This is a genomic window from Variovorax sp. GW822-FHT04E09 (assembly GCF_058800845.1).
On sequence record NZ_JBXAMR010000001.1, the window covers coordinates 548,815 to 566,224 of the forward strand.

Annotated in this window: 17 protein-coding genes; 15 read left to right on the plus strand and 2 right to left on the minus strand. The window is 70.3% G+C overall.

All coding sequences use genetic code 11. The features are described from left to right. Window position 1: 1 nt before the first annotated feature. Together AC1RL8_RS02595 and AC1RL8_RS02600 are read right to left on the minus strand one after the other, a co-directional pair. A complete protein-coding gene (locus AC1RL8_RS02595; RefSeq protein WP_307693557.1) occupies window positions 2-643 on the minus strand; it encodes a DUF1109 domain-containing protein in 642 nt (213 codons plus the stop codon). After that, window positions 640-1,224: a sigma-70 family RNA polymerase sigma factor gene (locus AC1RL8_RS02600; RefSeq protein ID WP_492687131.1), complete on the minus strand. Its 585-nt coding sequence runs from the start codon at window positions 1,222-1,224 to the stop codon at window positions 640-642. The genes AC1RL8_RS02595 and AC1RL8_RS02600 overlap by 4 nt, the downstream gene beginning before the upstream one ends. An 86-nt stretch (window positions 1,225-1,310) precedes the next feature. Here AC1RL8_RS02600 and AC1RL8_RS02605 point away from each other — a divergent pair, with 86 nt between their 5' ends. From AC1RL8_RS02605 to AC1RL8_RS02675, 15 genes are all read left to right on the plus strand, one after another. Next, a complete protein-coding gene (locus tag AC1RL8_RS02605) occupies window positions 1,311-1,730 on the plus strand; it encodes a hypothetical protein (protein ID WP_070060743.1) in 420 nt (139 codons plus the stop codon). A gap of 14 nt (window positions 1,731-1,744) precedes the next feature. Continuing rightward, complete coding sequence (locus tag AC1RL8_RS02610; protein WP_070060744.1) at window positions 1,745-2,212, plus strand: DUF6152 family protein; 468 nt, start codon at window positions 1,745-1,747, stop codon at window positions 2,210-2,212. Window positions 2,213-2,294: 82 nt separating this feature from the next. Further along, window positions 2,295-3,620, plus strand: coding sequence for a GTP cyclohydrolase II (locus tag AC1RL8_RS02615; RefSeq protein ID WP_062477758.1), 1,326 nt, complete (start codon window positions 2,295-2,297; stop codon window positions 3,618-3,620). After that, the gene (locus AC1RL8_RS02620; RefSeq protein WP_492687132.1) at window positions 3,617-5,014 is read left to right on the plus strand and encodes a URC4/urg3 family protein; all 1,398 of its coding nucleotides are present in this window, start codon (window positions 3,617-3,619) and stop codon (window positions 5,012-5,014) included. Before AC1RL8_RS02615 ends, AC1RL8_RS02620 begins: the two co-directional genes overlap by 4 nt. Before the next feature lie 50 nt (window positions 5,015-5,064). After that, on the plus strand, window positions 5,065-5,694 hold the full coding sequence (upp, locus tag AC1RL8_RS02625) for a uracil phosphoribosyltransferase (protein ID WP_062477764.1): 630 nt from the start codon (window positions 5,065-5,067) through the stop codon (window positions 5,692-5,694). 189 nt (window positions 5,695-5,883) lie between these two features. Further along, window positions 5,884-6,885 (plus strand): BMP family protein, encoded by a 1,002-nt coding sequence (locus tag AC1RL8_RS02630; RefSeq protein ID WP_056582550.1) that lies wholly within the window; start codon window positions 5,884-5,886, stop codon window positions 6,883-6,885. Between the two features lie 33 nt (window positions 6,886-6,918). Beyond that, entirely contained in the window at window positions 6,919-9,765 is a 2,847-nt protein-coding gene (locus tag AC1RL8_RS02635; RefSeq protein ID WP_492687133.1) for a polysaccharide deacetylase family protein, read from the plus strand. Further along, a complete protein-coding gene (locus AC1RL8_RS02640; protein WP_492687134.1) occupies window positions 9,765-10,736 on the plus strand; it encodes a 5'-methylthioadenosine/S-adenosylhomocysteine nucleosidase in 972 nt (323 codons plus the stop codon). Before AC1RL8_RS02635 ends, AC1RL8_RS02640 begins: the two co-directional genes overlap by 1 nt. Continuing rightward, window positions 10,727-11,473: an alpha/beta fold hydrolase gene (locus AC1RL8_RS02645; protein ID WP_492687135.1), complete on the plus strand. Its 747-nt coding sequence runs from the start codon at window positions 10,727-10,729 to the stop codon at window positions 11,471-11,473. Before AC1RL8_RS02640 ends, AC1RL8_RS02645 begins: the two co-directional genes overlap by 10 nt. After that, window positions 11,470-13,059 (plus strand): ABC transporter ATP-binding protein, encoded by a 1,590-nt coding sequence (locus tag AC1RL8_RS02650; protein ID WP_492687136.1) that lies wholly within the window; start codon window positions 11,470-11,472, stop codon window positions 13,057-13,059. The genes AC1RL8_RS02645 and AC1RL8_RS02650 overlap by 4 nt, the downstream gene beginning before the upstream one ends. Next, a complete protein-coding gene (locus AC1RL8_RS02655) occupies window positions 13,059-14,123 on the plus strand; it encodes an ABC transporter permease (protein ID WP_492687192.1) in 1,065 nt (354 codons plus the stop codon). Before AC1RL8_RS02650 ends, AC1RL8_RS02655 begins: the two co-directional genes overlap by 1 nt. Then, window positions 14,120-15,043 (plus strand): ABC transporter permease, encoded by a 924-nt coding sequence (locus tag AC1RL8_RS02660; RefSeq protein ID WP_062477785.1) that lies wholly within the window; start codon window positions 14,120-14,122, stop codon window positions 15,041-15,043. The genes AC1RL8_RS02655 and AC1RL8_RS02660 overlap by 4 nt, the downstream gene beginning before the upstream one ends. 1 nt (window position 15,044) lies before the next feature. After that, on the plus strand, window positions 15,045-15,515 hold the full coding sequence (locus AC1RL8_RS02665; RefSeq protein ID WP_492687137.1) for a hypothetical protein: 471 nt from the start codon (window positions 15,045-15,047) through the stop codon (window positions 15,513-15,515). Window positions 15,516-15,543: 28 nt separating this feature from the next. Beyond that, the gene (locus tag AC1RL8_RS02670; protein WP_070060750.1) at window positions 15,544-16,824 is read left to right on the plus strand and encodes an amidohydrolase family protein; all 1,281 of its coding nucleotides are present in this window, start codon (window positions 15,544-15,546) and stop codon (window positions 16,822-16,824) included. A gap of 71 nt (window positions 16,825-16,895) precedes the next feature. After that, window positions 16,896-17,405 (plus strand): DinB family protein, encoded by a 510-nt coding sequence (locus AC1RL8_RS02675; RefSeq protein WP_492687138.1) that lies wholly within the window; start codon window positions 16,896-16,898, stop codon window positions 17,403-17,405. Window positions 17,406-17,410: the final 5 nt, after the last annotated feature.

Here is a 17,410-nt window from a genome sequence, read left to right on the forward strand (position 1 = left end):
GCTACCAGCGCAGCAGGCGCGGCCCCAGTGCCGCGCCCAGCAGCACCGGCACCGCGATCCCGCTCACGTACCAGACCGCGAGGAACGGCGCGGTCAGCTCCATGCAGTGCAGCGCATAGACCGACGCGCCCACGCCGCCGGCCAGCGCGCCGGCCGCGGCCCCGGCCAGCGCGGGCCGCGTCGGCGCCAGCCCGCGCAGCGCCACGAAGGTGGCCGCGAACACCGGCAGCGCCATGAAGCCGATGCTCAGGGCGCAGATGCGCCACGACTGGCCCATCAGCAAGGGCATGCGCTCCTCGATCGGCACCGAGAACCAGACGAACGCCGCCAGCCCCCAGATCCCCAGCACCGGCAGCACCCCGCCCCACCACGCGTGGCGCATCCGCACGCCGGGCCGAGCCAGCCGCTGCACCGTCACGAAGGCCGCCGCCGCGATGCACAGCGGAAACAGCACCTTGACCCAGAACATCGGCCAGAACATCGCCTGCACCAGGTCGGGCCGCAGCCCGTACTCGCCGAACAGGATCACGAACGACACCGGCAGCGCGGCCAGCACCGCCAGCCCGATGCGCCCACTGGCGCTGCGCCGCGGCACCGCCACCTCGCCGGCGGCCAGCAGGTTCACGAGGTCGTCGGTCTTCATGGCGCGGCACCTCCCCCGAACTTCGCGGCCAGGGCCTTCAGGCCCCGGTGGATGCCGACCTTCACCGCCGACTCCGACATGCCCGTGAGGCTGGCCGTCTCGGCCACCGAGAGGCCTTCGATCTTCACGTGCACGATGGGCAGGCGCTGGCGTTCGGGCAGGGTCTGCAGCAGCCCGCCGAGGTCGCGCTTCGCATCGCTGGCCTCGGTGGCCGACGCGGCGAACACCGCCAGGTCGTCGTCCAGCGGGTCATGCAGGTCTTCGCGGACCGACTTGGCGCGCAGCAGGTCGATCATCTTGTAGCGCGCAATGGCATGCACCCAGGCCGTCAGCGGCTGGTCGCTCTGGTAGGTGTGGCGCTGGTTGTGCATGGCGAGCAGGCATTCCTGGACGAGGTCTTCCACTTCATCGGGCCAGCCGAACAGGCGCTTGCCCAGAAAAGCGCGCAGGTGCGCGCTCAGTTTCTGCAGGAACTCGCGGTACGCGCCGGCGTCGCCATCGAGGCCGCGAAGGAACAGGAGGCGCAAGGCCGCTTCCGCGTCGCTCGGTGTCGTCCTGCTGCCTACGGTGTTTCGTGCCATCGGGCCGGCCGGTTACAGCCTGGTGAAAAAAGATTGCAAGGGATTGTGCCGCGCCCCCAGGGCGAGGCTTGGGCTAAGCTGCGCCGATGCTGGCCGGACTCGTCTCGCACCCCTGGGCCTACCCGGCGCTGGAGGCGGCGCACATCGTGGGCATCGCGCTGCTGTTCGGCGGCCTGCTGGTGTTCGAGCTGCGCGCCCTCGGCCTGGCCCGCGAGCTGCCGGCGCCGCTGCTGGCGCGCCTCACGCTGCGCCCCGCCCTGCTGGGCTTCGGCCTGTGCGCACTGACCGGCCTGACCATGTTCGCGAGCCAGCCGGGCGAGTTGCTGAACAACACGGCCTTTCGCGTGAAGCTGCTGCTGATCCTGCTGGCCGGCCTCAACGCCGCCTGGTTCCACCTGCGCGGCGACCTCGGCGGGCAGAGCGGATTCGCCAGGTTTCAATGCCTCCTGTCTTTGGGGTTTTGGCTCGCTGTCATCATCTGCGGGCGCTGGATTGCCTATGTCTGACCAAGGAGAACGCGATGCTGCATCGACGCATGTTCGTGACCGGTTCGATCGCACTGGCCCTGCCCGCCTGGGCCCACCACGGCTGGAGCAGTTTTGACCAGGAACGCCCGCTCTATCTGGAAGGCCGCGCCACCAAGGTGAGCTGGCGCAATCCGCACGGCGAGCTGGAGATCGAGCTGCCCGAGAACCTCGCGCTGCCGCCCGACCTGAAGCAGCGGCCCCTGCCCAAGCAAAGCGCCACGGTCGACGGCGCGGCGCTGCTGGCCAAGGCGCAGCTGCCGACGCGGCGCGACCGCAAGTGGCAGATCGAGCTGGCCCCGCTCACGCGGCTGCAGGCCTGGGGCGTCGAGGAAATCAAACCCGGCACGCCGGTGGCCGTGCTCGGCTTCACCTTCACCGGCGAGAAAGGCGACGCGGTGCTGCGCGCCGAGTACCTGTTCGTGCACGGCAAGACCTACGGCCTGCGCTCCTCGCCTGCATGAATGCCAGTGCGGCCAGACCGCGCGGGCCCTCGCTTGCCAGCCGCACAAGTGCTCGGTACATTGCATTTTTTGAGGGCCTCAAATGTCTGCAGACAGTACCGCGCTCCCTTCCGCCTTGCCGACCGCGACCGGTGCCAGCCCGGCGCAGAGCCCTCCGCTCCACCCCTCGTCCTCGACCGGCCACATCCGCCTGACCTCGCATGCCGGCGGCTTCGGCGCCCTGCCCATCCACTGGGGCGCGGCCACCGCCACCGAGCGCGGGCCCGTGGTCGGCACGACCACCAAGCGCGCGCACCGCAACGTCATCGGCACGCACAGCGGCTCGTACAGCGTGTACCGCGCGCTGGCCGTGGCGGCCGGCGCCCTGAAGCGCGAACACAAGGCCGACCTCACCAACACCGCGCCCACCGACGTCATCGGCCCCTATCCGCAGTGGAGCGAGCCCGGGCGCATCGTCTCGCTCGACCCCTGGGGCGCGCTGGTGGCCGACGTGTTCTCCACCGAACTCGCGGCCGGCTACGACATCCGCCCGACCATCGCGATCACCAAGGCGCATGTGATCCTGCCCGAGGTGATCGAGGCGCTGCAAAGCGGGCGCCTGAAGGCTGACGGTCACTTCCTCACCACGGGCGGCGCCGCGATGGTGACAAAGGCGGCCATCGAGCCCGTGTGGTACCTGCCCGAGGTGGCGCGCCGCTTCGGCTGCTCCGAGACCGACCTGCGCCGCACGCTGTTCGAGGAAACCGGCGGCATGTACCCCGAGCTGGTCACGCGCTCCGACCTGGAGGTGTTTTTGCCACCCATCGGCGGGCAGACGCTGTACATCTTCGGCAACCCGCGCGACCTGGCCAACCCCGACGTGGAGCTCACCGCGCGCATCCACGACGAGTGCAACGGCTCCGACGTGTTCGGCTCCGACATCTGCACCTGCCGCCCCTACCTCACGCACGCGATCGAGGAATGCATCCAGGGCGCGCAGCGCGGCGGCGTGGGGCTCATCGCCTACTCGCGCAAGGAAGGCCGCGCGCTCGGCGAAGTGACCAAGTTCCTCGTCTACAACGCCCGCAAGCGCCAGGTGGGTGGCGACACGGCCGACCAGTATTTCGCGCGCACCGAGTGCGTGGCCGGCGTGCAGGACATGCGCTTCCAGGAGCTGATGCCCGACGTCTTCCACTGGCTGGGCATCAAGAAGATCCACCGCCTCGTGTCGATGAGCAACATGAAGTTCGACGCCATCACCGGCTCGGGCATCGAGATCGGCGAGCGCGTGAACATTCCCGACGAACTGATCCCGGCCGACGCCCGCGTCGAGATGGACGCCAAGATGGCAGCCGGCTATTTCACCCCCGGCCCGGTGCCGGACGCAGAGGAACTGAAAAAGGCCAAGGGCCGGGGATTGAGCGAATGAGCCGAAGCACCGACATCGACCTGCCCGCCGACGGTTCCGGCAGCCTGCGCCCCGGCGGCGCGGGCGCTGTCGATCCGTCGATCGAGTTCGCGCCCGACACCGCCCACCCGGCCGGCGCCGCCACCTTGCTGCGCACCACCACCGCCATCCGCCAGCGCGCGGGCGCCCTGCTGGCGCGGGCGCGCCGCGGCGAATCGCAGTGGTTCCGCATCGGCAGCGACGACGCGCTCGAAGACGCGGCGCGCACCGTGGCCGAGGTCACGCGCGAGCGCTACCCCTGGGACACAATCCCGTACCACAGCCGCTGGCGCCACTTCGAGGCCGGCGGCGTCGACCGCCGCCTGCAGCTCGACGCGCTGCTCGGCAAAGGCCTCGACGCCCGCCAGCGCGCCCGCGCCCACATCGACCTCACGCTGGTGAGCGTGCTGCTCGACGCCGGCGCCGGCCCGACCTGGCACTACACCGAACCGGCCACCGGCCTGCGCTTCACGCGCTCCGAAGGCCTGGGCGTGGCGTGCTTCCATGCGTTCACCAGCGGGCTCTTCTCGTCCGACCCGAACCACCCGCTGCAGGCCGACGCGGCCGGCCTGCGCGGCCTCGTGACCGAGCGCCTGGGCGACGCCTTCCAGGTGAGCGAGGTCAATCCGCTGGTCGGCCTGTCCGGGCGCGCGGTGCTGCTGCGCCGCCTCGGCGAGGCCATGAGCGAGCAGCCCGAAACCTTCGGCGACGACGGCCGGCCCGCCGGCCTTTTCGACGCGCTCGTGGCCCCGCTGGGCGCGGCCTCGCCGCCCACGGCCGAGATCACGGCGCACCAGATTTTGTCGCTGCTGCTCGACACCCTCTCGCACATCTGGCCCTCGGCCAACGCCATCGACAGCCTGGCGGCCGACGGCAGCGACAACGTCGGCGGCTCCGGCGACCCGGCCTTCGCGCTGGGCGACTGCTGGCGCCACAGCGCCGTCGCCGGGCCCGGGCTCACCAACGGCTGGATGCCGTTCCACAAGCTGTCGCAGTGGCTCACGTATTCGCTGCTCGAGCCCTTCGAATGGGCCGGCGTGAAGGTACGGCATCTCGACGCGCTCACCGCCCTGCCCGAGTACCGCAACGGCGGCCTGCTGATCGACAGCGGCGTGATCGTGCCGCGCGAGCCGGCCTTTCTCACCCGCCGCTGGAAGGCCGGCGACGAGTTCATCGTCGAGTGGCGCGCCCTCACCGTAGCACTGCTCGACGAAATCGCCCCGCGCGTGCGCAAGGTGCTCGACCGCACCGAGGAAGAGCTGCCCCTGGCCTGCGTGCTCGAAGGCGGCACCTGGGCCGCCGGCCGGGTGCTGGCACAGCGCTTGCGAAACGGTGCGCCACCGCTGCAGATCGAGAGCGACGGCACCGTCTTCTAGTCTTTTAGACTCTCCTGTTTTCCGCAACGGCACACCAAAAGAAGACTCCAATGAGCAACGTCCACCTCGTCGACCACCCCCTCGTCCAGCACAAGCTCACGCTGATGCGCCGCAAGGACGCCTCCACCAACAGCTTTCGCCGGCTCTTGAACGAAATCAGCATGCTGATGGCCTACGAGGTCACGCGCGACATGCCGATGCAGGACATCGAGGTCGAGACCCCGCTGGAGACCATGCAGGCCAAGGTCATCGACGGCAAGAAGGTGGTGCTGGTGTCGATCCTGCGCGCCGGCACCGGCATCCTGGACGGCATGCTCACGGTGGTGCCGGGCGCGCGCGTCGGCCACATCGGCCTGTACCGCGACCCCAAGACGCTCACGGCCGTCGAGTACTACTTCAAGATGCCCGGCGAGATGGAGAACCGCGACGTGATCGTGGTCGACCCCATGCTGGCCACCGGCAACTCGGCCGTGGCCGCGGTCGAGCGGCTGAAGGAACTCAACCCCAAGTCGATCAAGTTCGTCTGCCTGCTGACCTGCCCCGAAGGCGTGAAGACGATGCAGACCGCGCACCCCGACGTGCCGATCTACACCGCCGCCATCGACCGCGAGCTGGACAGCCACGGCTACATCCTGCCCGGCCTCGGCGACGCCGGCGACCGCATCTTCGGCACTAAGTAGGCTCGCCCCCAGGCTTCGCGCACTTCGTGTCGCTTCGCCACCCCCCTACCGGGGGCAACACCTGAGGCCCGGCGGAGCCGGTTCCTCGGTGTTTGCTGGAAGGGAGCCGGCCGCGAGCGGCCGGCTCGATTCGGTGGGTGGGCATGGGGATTGCAGGGCTGGTTCTTTCATTTCATCGAGGAGAAGACCGTGACAGCACGCCGTCAATTGATCGTTCGTTCCATCGCCGTTGCCGCAGCGCTTGCGGCGGGCGCCCCGGGCCTTGCGCTCGCGCAGGCCAAGCTCAAGGTGGCTGCCGTGTACACGGTGCCGTTCGAGCAGCAATGGGTGGGCCGCATCCACAAGGCGCTGAAGGCGGCCGAGGCGCGGGGAGAGATCGAATACAAGGCGACCGAGAACGTGAGCAACGCCGACTACGAGCGCGTGATGCGCGAGTACGCCACGGGCGGCAACCAGCTGATCCTGGGCGAGGTGTTCGGGGTGGAAGCGGCGGCGCGCAAGGTCGCGAAAGACTTCCCCAAGGTGGCGTTCCTCATGGGCTCGTCGCTGAAGCCGCAGGCGCCCAACTTCTCGGTGTTCGACAACTACATCCAGGAGCCGGCCTACCTCAGCGGCATGGTCGCGGGCGGCATGACCAAGAGCAACCGCATCGGCATGGTCGGCGGCTTCCCGATTCCCGAGGTGAACCGGCTCATGAACGCGTTCATGGCGGGCGCGAAGGAAACGAACCCGAAGGTGGAGTTCAGCGTGAGCTTCATCAACAGCTGGTTCGACCCGCCGAAGGCCAAGGAAGCGGCCTTCGCGATGATCGACAAGGGCGCCGACATCATGTACGCCGAGCGCTTCGGTGTGTCGGACGCGGCCAAGGAAAAGGGCAAGCTCGCCATCGGCAACGTGATCGACACGCAGGCCCAGTACCCCGACACGGTGGTGGCCTCGGCGCTGTGGAACTTCGAGCCCTCGGCCGACCGCGCCATCAAGCTGGTGAAGGAAGGCAAGTTCGCCGCCGAGGACTACGGCGTTTACTCGCACATGAAGCACAAGGGCTCCGAGCTCGCGCCGCTGGGCACCTTCGAGAAGAAGGTGCCGGCCGACGTCGTGGCCAAGGTGAAGGCGAAGCAGGCCGACATCCTGGCCGGCAAGTTCACCGTGAAGGTGGACGACGCCCAACCGAAGTCCACCGCCAAGTAACAAGCAGACAGACAAGCGAGCAGACCCGAACCCATGAAGCGTGCGCGATGGCAGACCGCAATCCATGGCGTGGCCATCGCGGCGTTGGCCGCCGGGCTCGCCGCCTGTCAACCTGAGCCGGCGGCCACGGCCCCGGCCCCAGCGGCCGAGGCGCCCGCATCGGCCGAGGCGCCCGCATCGGCCGCCTCGGCACCTGCTGCCGTTGCACCGCCGGTGGTCGCGGCGCCGGTCGGCATTCTGGCCGCGCTGCAGGCACGCGCCGACGCCCTGCTCGCCGCGCACCGCCAGATGATCGTGCTGATGACCGGCGAACGTGCGCTCGAGGCGGCCGAGAAGCGCGCCGTCAGCGCCGTCGGGCAGCAGCTCTTTCACGAGATGCAGGAGCGCCAGCAGGCGCTGATCGCCCAGGCCGCGGACATGACGGACCCCGCTGCGGTGGCGGGCCTGAACGCCCTGCTCGACCGCATCGAGAGCGAGCCGAGCTGGTTCGACGCGGACCGGCTGGCGTTCAAAGAGTTTCTTTCGGAGCTGAGCACGCGCTACAGCCAGGCGCAGTCGCTGTCCGGGCTCAAGCTCGGCCGGCGCGCCAGCGAAGACCTGGCCGTGCTCGCCGAGATCGAGCAGGCCTACGACCGCGAGCTGAAAGACGTGTTCGGCCGCTTCGCGCCGCGCGGCATCGAGCCCAAGCGCGAGAAGTGGGCCGACTACGTCGCGAAGCTGCAGGGCCTGTACTCGCGCGAGCAGATCCTGAAAGACTTCGGCGCCATCGTCCCCTACACGCAGCCCCCGGGCGGCGCCAAGGAAAAGGACAGCGTGGACGCACGCGAGATCTTCGGCACCTCGCTGCCCGCCAAGACCGTGGTACTGACCTTCGACGACGGCCCGCACGCCAAGCACACCGACGAGATCCTCGAGATACTGAAGCGCTACGACGCGCCCGCCATCTTCTTCCAGCTCGGGCGCAACCTGGGCAAGCTCGACGCGCAGGGCAAGGCCCAGCTCAGCGCCACCGGCGCGGCGGCCAAGCGCGTGCTGGCCGCCGGCCACGTGCTCGCCAACCACAGCTTCAGCCACGGCATGATGGCCAAGATGACGGACGACGCGGTGCGCGTCGAAGCCAGCGAGACCGAAGCGCTGCTCGACGCCACCGGCCGGCCGCAGTCCACCCTCTTTCGCTTTCCCTACGGCGCGCGCAACGAGGCCAAGCTGAGCACGGTCGAGGCGCTCAAGCTGCGCTCCATGATGTGGACCGTCGACTCCATGGACTGGGCCGACCCGGTGCCCAAGTCGATCGCCGACCGCGTGCTGGCTGAGGTCGACAAGGCCAAGCGCGGCGTCATCCTGTTCCACGACATCCAGGGCCGCACCGTGCAGGCCCTGCCCACGGTGCTCGACCAGCTGGTGGCCGACGGCTACCGCTTCGCCACCTGGCGCGACGGCAAGTTCGTCGTGAGCGCCTCGAAAAAGGCGGCGCCCGACGACGGCGTGGCCGCCACCTCGGGCGACACGCTCTACCGCGAGAGCCACGCGCTGGTGATCGGCATCGACAAGTACGCCAAATGGCCCGGCCTGCACCACGCCGTGCCCGACGCCAAGGCGATGGAGCAGCTGCTCGTGACGCGCTTCGGCTTCAAGCCCGAGAACATCACGGCGCTGTACGACGACCAGGCCACGCGCGCCAACATCCTGCGCGCCCTGAACGAAAAGCTGACCGACGGCAAGCGCGTGAAGCGCGACGACCGCGTGCTGGTGTTCTTTGCCGGCCACGGCAGCACCCGCAAGCTCGCGAGCGGGCGCGACGTCGGCTACATCGTGCCGGTCGACGCCACGCTGGACAACCTGCCCTCCGACGCCATCTCGATGCCGCAGCTGCAGGAGGTGGCCGAGGCGCTGTCGGCCAAGCACGTGCTGTTCCTCGTGGACGCCTGCTACTCGGGCCTGGGCCTCACGCGCGGCGGCGCGGCGCAGGGCAACAGGAACTTCCTGACCGACAACGCGCGCCGCATCGGCCGCCAGATGCTCACCGCCGGCGGCGCCGACCAGCAGGTGGCCGACGACGGCCCCGGCGGCCACTCGGTCTTCACCTGGACGATGCTGCAGGCGCTGTCGGGCAAGGCCGACCTGAACGGCGACAACGTCATCACCGGCACCGAACTCGCGGCCTACGTGGCGCCGGCGGTCTCGGCCATCGCGCGGCAGACGCCGGCCTTCGGCAGCCTGCCGGGCTCGGAGGGCGGCGAGTTCGTGTTCGCGTTGCCCGTCGAACGCGAAGGCCTCAGCGGCGACAGCCTGCAGCTCGACGCCGCCGCCAGCCAGGTCAACAAGCGCATCGACCAGGCCAACGAGCAGGCCGTGCATGCGGCGGCCGTACCCAAGACGGCCAAGGCGGCCAAGGCCGGCCCGGCTGCCGTCGAAGTGGTGGTGAAGAACCTCGAAGGCGCCGACACCAAGCTGACCATGCCGGCCGCCGCGCCGCTCACGCCGCGCGTGGCCGCCCAGCGCGCCAACGACCGCGGCCTGCAGCTGTACCGCGAGCGCCGCTACGACGAGGCCGAAGCCGCCTTCACCGAGGCACTGAAGCTGCAGCCGCGCTTTGCACTGGCGGCCAACAACCTGGGCTTCGTGTACTTCAAGCGCGGCAAGCCGGTCGAGGCCGCGCGCTGGTTCGAGCAGGCCATCGACATGGACGGCAGCCGCGCCCTCGCCTACCTGAACCTGGGCGACGCCTACCTGCAGGCCGGCAACGACGCCAAGGCGCTCGCCGCCTACACCACCTTCGTCGGCCTGGCACCGAAGCACGCGCGCGTCGCCGCGCTGCAGGCCTGGATCGCCACGCCCGACGCCGCACACCGCCCCTCACTCCCGCCCACCAACTCCTGATGACCATGACGAACACTTCCTCGCTTCTCCAGCGCCTGCGCGGCCCGGTCCTGGCCGCCGCGCTCGGCCTCGTGCTGACGGGCTGCGTCGGCGTCTACAAGTCGGACGTCGTCAGCATCAACAGCAGCACGCGGCTGGACGACACGCCGCGCCTGGCCGTGATCTCGGCCTTCGAGCCCGAGCTCAAGCTGCTGCTCACGCGCCTGCAAGGGCCCCGCAAACACAGCGTGAACGGCGTCGAGTTCACCACCGGCACGCTCGAAGGCAAGCCGGTGGTGCTGTTCCTCTCGGGCATCAGCATGACGAACGCGACCATGAACACGCAGCTCGTGCTCAACCGCTTTCGCATCAGCGGCATCGTGTTCAGCGGCATCGCGGGCGGCGTGAACCCGTCGCTGCACGTGGGCGACGTGACGGTGCCGGCCCAGTGGGGCCAGTACCTCGAGGTGCTCATGGCGCGCGAGACCGCGCCCGGCAAGTACAGCGCGCCGCCCTTCATCACCGACGCGACGCTGCCCAACTTCGGCATGAATTTCCCGCGCCCGGTCGAGGTGCGCTCGGCCGCCAAGCCGGGCATCGAGCGCAAGTTCTGGTTCGCGGCCGATCCGAAGATGCTCGAAGTGGCGCGCAGCATCCGCAACGTCGAGCTGGCGAACTGCGGCGCCGGCAAGTGCCTGCCGCGCAAGCCGCAGCTGGTGGTGGGCGGCAACGGCGTGTCGGGCCAGGCCTTCATGGACAACAAGGCCTACCGCGAATACACCTACAAGACCTTCCAGGCCAACGTGCTCGACATGGAAACCGCCGCCGTGGGCATGGTCGCCTACAGCAACGGCGTGCCCTACATCGCCTTCCGCTCGCCCAGCGACCTCGCGGGCGGCGGCGACGGCGAGAACGAGATGGGCACCTTCATGAGCATCGCGGCCGACAACTCGGCCAAGGTCATGCTGGCCTTCCTGGCCGCGTGGAAGTGACGGTGGCGCCCGGGCGCCTGCCTCGTCTGGTCTTGCTGCCGGGCATGGACGGCACCGGCGATCTCTTCGCGCCGCTGGCGCAGGCCCTGGGGCCGCAGGCCACCATCGACGTCGTGCGCTACCCGGGCCGCGAGGTGCTGGGCTACGACGAACTCGAGCCGCTGGTGCGTGCGCAACTGCCGACGCAGCAGCCCTTCGTGCTGCTCGGCGAGTCGTTTTCCGGGCCACTGGCCATCTCCCTTGCAGCCTCGCGTCCGCCGGGGCTGCGCGGCCTCATCCTGTGCTGCAGCTTCGCGCGCCGGCCCGCGCCCGGCCTGGCGCTGATGCGCGCGGGCCTGCTCGACCTGTCGATGCGCCTGCTGCATTCGAAACACATGCGCGCGCCGATGCGGCACCTGCTGCTGGGCGGCTCATCGTCGCCACACCTGTCGGACATGCTCCAGGCTTCGCTGAAGCAGGTGTCGGTGGCCGTCATGACCCACCGCATGAAGGAAGTGCAGCGCGTCGACGTGCGCGACAAGCTGCCGCGGGTCGGCGTGCCCGCCATGTACCTGCAGGCGCTGCAGGACCGCGTGGTGCCGCGCCGCGCGGTGGCCGCCATTCAGCGCGGGCTGTCGGCGTTGCACCTGGTGCAGCTCGACGGCCCCCACGGCCTGCTGCAGGCCTCGCCCGCCGCCTCCGCCCGGGCCATCGAGAATTTCTGCCGCGACCTGCCGTCGCCACCTGCCTGCCCATGAACCCCACCGTGCTCCGCCTCCAGGGCATCACCAAGCGCTTCGGCCCGCTCGTGGCCAACGACGCCATCTCCCTCGACCTGCAGGCCGGCGAAGTGCTCGCGCTGCTGGGCGAGAACGGGGCCGGCAAGTCGACGCTGATGTCGATCCTGTTCGGCCACTACGTCGCCGACGAAGGCCGCATCGAAGTCTTCGGCTCGCCCCTGCCGCCCGGCAACCCCAAGGCTGCGCTGGCCGCCGGGGTGGGCATGGTGCACCAGCACTTCACGCTGGCCGACAACCTCAGCGTGCTCGACAACGTGACGATGGGCACCGAGCCGCTGTGGCGCCCGGTCTCACGCCGTGCGGCGGCCCGTGCGCGGCTGCTCGAGGTGGCGCAGCGCTTCGGCCTGCCGGTGCAGCCCGACGCGACCATCGGCAGCCTCTCGGTCGGCGAGCGCCAGCGCGTGGAAATCCTCAAGGCGCTGTACCGCGGCGCGCGCATCCTGATCCTCGACGAACCGACGGCCGTGCTCACGCCGCAGGAAAGCGAGGCGCTGTTCGCCACGCTCGCGCAGATGGTGACGCAGGGCCTGTCAGTCATCTTCATCAGCCACAAGCTCGGCGAGGTGCTGCGCGTGTCGCAGCGCATCGCGGTGCTGCGCGGCGGCAAGCTCGTGGCCGAGGCGCGCACGGTCGACACCACGCAGGCGCAGCTCGCGCTGTGGATGGTCGGCCATGCGGTCGAGGCGCCGCAGCGCCGGCCCGCGAAGTCGGTGGGCGACGCGGTCTGCGTGCTCGACCACGTGAGCACCGCATCGACCAAAGACGGCGGGCAGGACCGCCTGCGCGAGGTGTCGCTCACGCTGCGCGCGGGCGAGATCACCGCCATCGCGGGCGTCTCCGGCAACGGCCAGGTCGCGCTGGCCGAGCTGCTGAGCGGCACGCGCCGCGCCGTCTCCGGCAGCGCGCAGTTCATGGGCCGCGCGCTGCCGCCCTCGCCCGCCCGGCTGGTGCAGCGCGGCGTGGCGCGCATCCCCGAAGACCGGCACGCGGTCGGCGTGGTCGGCGACTTGCCGGTGTGGGAGAACGCCGTGTCCGAGCGGCTGCGCAGCCCTGTCTTTTCACGCTGGTCGTTCATCGTCCGGCGCGCGGCCGCGCGGCTGCACGCCCGGCGCATCGAGAAAGCCTTCGACGTGCGCGGCGCCGGCCTGATGTCGCCGGCCCGTTCGCTCTCGGGCGGCAACATGCAGAAACTGATCCTGGGGCGGGCGCTGCTGGCGCCCGAGCAAGTGGAACAAGACACCGACAACAAGAAATACCCGAACCGCGCCCCGCGCCTCATCGTCGCGCACCAGCCGACCTGGGGCCTGGACATCGGCGCCGTCGCCTACGTGCAGCAGCAGCTCATTGCCGCACGCGATGCCGGCGCGGCGGTGCTCGTCATTTCCGACGACCTCGACGAAGTGCTCGCGCTCGGCGACCGCGTGGCCGTGATGCACGGCGGCCACCTCGGCGAAGCGCGCCCGGCCGCGGCCTGGACACGCGAGGCCATCGGCCTGGCGATGGCCGGCGCCACCGCGCCGCAACGCCCGGGAGCCGCCGCATGATGCGCCTCGAACGACGCCACGAAAGCTCGCGCGCCGCGCTGGTGCTGGCCCCCATCGGCGCGGTCGTGTTCACGCTGCTGGTGAGCGCGCTGCTCGTGCGCTGGGCCGGCGCGCCGGTCGGGCGCACCTACGCGCTGCTGCTGCAGGGCGGCTTCGGCTCGGTGTTCGCATGGAGCGAGACGCTGACGCGGGCCATTCCGCTCATCCTCACCGGCCTGGCCGCCACGGTCGCGTTCAAGGCGCGGCTCTTCAACATCGGCGCCGAGGGGCAGCTGTTCGCGGGTGCGCTGGCCGCCGTGGCCGTGGGCGGCATGCACGGCGGCACGGGCTTCGAACTCTCACCCTGGCTGCTGTTCCCGCTGATGATGCTGGCTGCTGCGGTGGCCGGCGCGCTGATGCTGCTGGGCCCGGCGCTCATGAAGAACAAGCTCGGCGTCGACGAAGTGGTCACCACGCTGCTCATCAACTTCATCGTGCTGCTCGGCGTGTCGGCGCTGCTCGACGGGCCGATGAAAGACCCGAGCGCGATGGGCTGGCCGCAGAGCGTGTCGCTGCAGTCCGACCTGGAGCTGGGCAAGCTCATCGCGCAGACGCGCGTGCACACCGGGCTGCTGTGGGCGGTGTCGCTCGCGGTGAGCGTGTGGGCGATCTTCAAGTACACGGTACTGGGCTTCGACATCCGCGCCGTGGGCGCCAATGCGCGTGCAGCCGCCTTCGCCGGCGTGCCGGTGACGCGCACCGTGGTCATGGTGGCGCTGCTCTCGGGCGCGCTGGCCGGGCTGGCCGGCGCCATCGAGGTGGCGGGCCGCACCAGCTACGTCACGCTCGACATGTCGCCGGGCTACGGCTACACGGGCATCGTGATCGCGATGCTCGCCGGGCTGCACCCGCTGGGCGTGATCGCCGCCGGCGTGTTCGTGGCCGGCGTGCTGGTCGGTGCCGACACCATGAGCCGCGCCGTGGGCGTGCCGACCTACATCGCCGACGTGATCGTCGCGGCCTCGCTGATCGCGGTGCTGGTGGCCACGCTGCTCACGCAGTACCGCGTGCGGGTGACGAAATGACCGACCTGCTCGACATTCTTTCCAACCCCGCCTTCTGGGTCGCGGTGCTGCGCATCGCCACGCCGCTCATCCTGGGCACGCTGGGCGTGCTGCTGTGCGAACGCGCGGGCGTGCTCAACCTGGGCATCGAGGGGATCATGGTCGCGGGCGCCTTCACCGGCTGGCTCGCGGTGTACGCCGGCGCGCCGCTGTGGGCCGGCGTCGGCGTGGCCGCGCTCACGGGCATGGTGTTCGGATTGCTGCACGCCTTTTTGACCGTCGGGCTCGCGCTGTCGCAGCACGTCTCGGGGCTGGGCATCACGTTATTGGCCACAGCGCTGAGCTACTTCGGCTACCGCGTGAGCTTTCCGAAGGTGAACACACCGCCGACCATCACGCCCTTCGCGCCGATGGACTGGCTGCCCGTGCCCATCCTCGGCGCGCAGACCGCGCTCACGCTGTTCGCGCTGCTGCTGGTGCCGGCGGTGGCCTGGGTGCTGTACCGCACGCCGCTGGGCCTGGCGCTGCGCATGGTGGGCGAGAACCCGCAGGCGGCCGAGAGCCAGGGCGTGTCGGTCGCGGCCACGCGCACCGGCGCCATCGTGGCGGGCTCGGCGCTGATGGGCGTGGCCGGCGCGTTCCTCACGCTGTCGGCCTTCAACGCCTTCTTCTTCAACATGGTGAACGGGCGCGGCTGGATCTGCGTGGCGCTGGTGGTGTTCGCCTCGTGGCGGCCCGGCAAGGCCCTGCTCGGGGCGTTGCTGTTCGCCTTCTTCGACGCGCTGCAGCTGCGGCTGCAACAATCGGGCGATGCCGTGCTGCCTTACCAGCTGTACCTGATGCTGCCCTACCTGCTGTCGATCCTGGCGCTGGTGCTGGTGGCGCGCAAGGCCAGCTACCCGCAGGCGCTGATGAAACCCTACCGCAAGGGAGAACGCTGACATGCCGATGACGCGGCCCCGCCTTTGTCGCCTGCTGGCCACCGCGCTGCTCGCCCTGGCCGGCAGCGGCGCCCACGCACTCGGCGCCGACTACGGCCCCGAGCGCTTCGCCACCCACGACGCCGTCACCTGGGTGCAGACCTGCGGCACCTGGGGCACCGACCACCGCGGCACCTACCGCGTGGTCCACGCCGAAGCCTTCGCGCAGTCGTTCCTCTACGTGCAATGGATGGCGCGCGGCGAAGCCGACCGCAGCTACAGCCTGTACGCCGTGCACACGACTGCCATCGCCGAACTCGACAACGACCACGCGGAAATCTCCCTGAGCGAACTCACCTGCCGCGCCACGCCGCGCGGCATCGTGGTGACGGCCAAGGCCGACTCGGGCCACGACGACAAGCTGCGCCGCGTGACCATCGAGGTCGGGCCGGCCGCAGGGCAATACCGCTTCCGCGCGCAGCGCACGCGCTGAGCGCCCCTCGAAAAAAAGACACCCGCCGATGCTCGACCTCCTCATCACCCACGCCACTCTCCCCGACGGCCGCACCGGCATGTCGGTTGCCGTGCAGGACGGCCGCATCGCCGAGGTCACGCCCGGCCTGGCCGCGCCCGCGCACGAGACGCTCGACGCCCAGGGCCTGCTGCTCGCGCCGCATTTCGTCGACCCGCACTTCCACATGGACGCCACGCTGAGCTACGGCCAGCCGCGCGTCAACCAGAGCGGCACGCTGCTCGAAGGCATCGCGCTGTGGGGCGAGCTCAAGCCGCTGCTCACGGCCGATGCGCTCATCGAACGCGCGCTCGCGTACTGCGACTGGGCCGTGGCCAAGGGCCTGCTGGCGATCCGCTCGCACGTGGACACCAGCGACCCCAGCCTGCTCGCGGTCGATGCGCTGCTCGAGGTGAAGCGCCAGGTGGCGCCCTACATCGACCTGCAGCTGGTGGCCTTTCCGCAAGATGGCGTGCTGCGCTCGCCGGGCGGCGTCGACAACCTCACGCGCGCGCTCGACAAGGGCGTGGACGTGGTCGGCGGCATACCGCATTTCGAGCGCACCATGGCCGACGGCGCGGCCAGCGTGAAGCTGCTGTGCGAACTGGCCGCCGAGCGCGGCAAGCTGGTCGACATGCACTGCGACGAGTCGGACGACCCGCTCTCGCGCCACATCGAGACCCTGGCCGCCGAAACGCTGCGCCTGGGCCTGCAGGGCCGCGTGACGGGCTCGCACTGCACCTCGATGCACTCGATGGACAACTACTACGTGAGCAAGCTGCTGCCGCTGATCGCCGAGAGCGGCGTGAGCGTGGTGTCGAACCCGCTCATCAACATCACGCTGCAAGGCCGCCACGACAGCTACCCCAAGCGCCGCGGCATGACGCGCGTGCCCGAGCTGCTGGCGGCCGGCGTCAACGTCGCCTTCGGCCACGACTGCGTGATGGACCCGTGGTACGGCATGGGCTCGGGCGACATGCTCGAGGTGGCCCACATGGGCCTGCACGTGGCACAGATGACCGGCCAGGCCGGCATCCACCAGTGCTTCGAGGCCGTGACCACGCGCGCGGCGCGCGTGATGCACCTGGACGGCTACGGCCTGGAGGCCGGCTGCGACGCCAGCTTCGTGCTGCTGCAGGCGCGCGACCCGGTCGAGGCCATCCGCCTGCGCGCGACACGGCTCAAGGTGTTCCGCAAGGGCCGGCTGCTGGCCGAGACGCCCGCGGCCACCGCCGCGCTGCACCTGCCGGGACGCGGCGACCGCACGCGCTGGATGCTCGGCGAGCGCTGATCCTGTTTCGGGTGGACAGGCGCCGCGCCTGCCGCGAACATCCGGGTTCCCCGATGACAAGGACACCCGACATGAGCGCCCCACCCCTGCTGCGCACGCTGTTCCAGTACCACGCGTGGGCCAACGACGAGTTGCTGGACCGCATGGCCAGCCTCGACCCCGTGCAGCACGCCGACGCCCGGCATGCCGCGATCCGCGTGGTCAACCATGCGCATGTGGTGAACCGGATCTTCGCGGGCCACCTCACGGGCACGCCGCACGGTTTCGCCGACGACAACACGCCCGAAACGCCCACGCTGGCCGACCTGCGCGCGGCCGTGGCCGAGTCCGATCGCTGGTACCTCGCCTACCTGGACACGCTCACGCCGACGCTGCTGGCCGAGTCGTTGCCCTTCGTGTTCACCGACGGCGACAAGGGCTGCATGACGCGCGAAGAGATGCTGGCCCACGTTGTGACGCACAACGGCTACCACCGGGGCGAAGCCGGCCGGCTGCTGGCGCAATGCGCGGTGCGCCCGCCGCGCGACACGCTGGCGGTGCACCTGCACCGCAGCGAACCCGCGCGCCGCGAGCGCGGCTGACGCAG

Excerpts from the sequence above, each read along its gene's own strand:
- AC1RL8_RS02595 (WP_307693557.1), bottom strand. The coding sequence starts at position 643 with ATGAAGACCGACGACCTCGTGAACCTGCTGGCCGCCGGCGAGGTGGCG.
- AC1RL8_RS02600 (WP_492687131.1), bottom strand. The coding sequence starts at position 1,224 with ATGGCACGAAACACCGTAGGCAGCAGGACGACACCGAGCGACGCGGAA.
- AC1RL8_RS02605 (WP_070060743.1), top strand. The coding sequence starts at position 1,311 with ATGCTGGCCGGACTCGTCTCGCACCCCTGGGCCTACCCGGCGCTGGAG.
- AC1RL8_RS02610 (WP_070060744.1), top strand. The coding sequence starts at position 1,745 with ATGCTGCATCGACGCATGTTCGTGACCGGTTCGATCGCACTGGCCCTG.
- AC1RL8_RS02615 (WP_062477758.1), top strand. The coding sequence starts at position 2,295 with ATGTCTGCAGACAGTACCGCGCTCCCTTCCGCCTTGCCGACCGCGACC.
- AC1RL8_RS02620 (WP_492687132.1), top strand. The coding sequence starts at position 3,617 with ATGAGCCGAAGCACCGACATCGACCTGCCCGCCGACGGTTCCGGCAGC.
- upp (WP_062477764.1), top strand. The coding sequence starts at position 5,065 with ATGAGCAACGTCCACCTCGTCGACCACCCCCTCGTCCAGCACAAGCTC.
- AC1RL8_RS02635 (WP_492687133.1), top strand. The coding sequence starts at position 6,919 with ATGAAGCGTGCGCGATGGCAGACCGCAATCCATGGCGTGGCCATCGCG.
- AC1RL8_RS02640 (WP_492687134.1), top strand. The coding sequence starts at position 9,765 with ATGACCATGACGAACACTTCCTCGCTTCTCCAGCGCCTGCGCGGCCCG.
- AC1RL8_RS02650 (WP_492687136.1), top strand. The coding sequence starts at position 11,470 with ATGAACCCCACCGTGCTCCGCCTCCAGGGCATCACCAAGCGCTTCGGC.
- AC1RL8_RS02655 (WP_492687192.1), top strand. The coding sequence starts at position 13,059 with ATGCGCCTCGAACGACGCCACGAAAGCTCGCGCGCCGCGCTGGTGCTG.
- AC1RL8_RS02660 (WP_062477785.1), top strand. The coding sequence starts at position 14,120 with ATGACCGACCTGCTCGACATTCTTTCCAACCCCGCCTTCTGGGTCGCG.
- AC1RL8_RS02665 (WP_492687137.1), top strand. The coding sequence starts at position 15,045 with ATGCCGATGACGCGGCCCCGCCTTTGTCGCCTGCTGGCCACCGCGCTG.
- AC1RL8_RS02670 (WP_070060750.1), top strand. The coding sequence starts at position 15,544 with ATGCTCGACCTCCTCATCACCCACGCCACTCTCCCCGACGGCCGCACC.
- AC1RL8_RS02675 (WP_492687138.1), top strand. The coding sequence starts at position 16,896 with ATGAGCGCCCCACCCCTGCTGCGCACGCTGTTCCAGTACCACGCGTGG.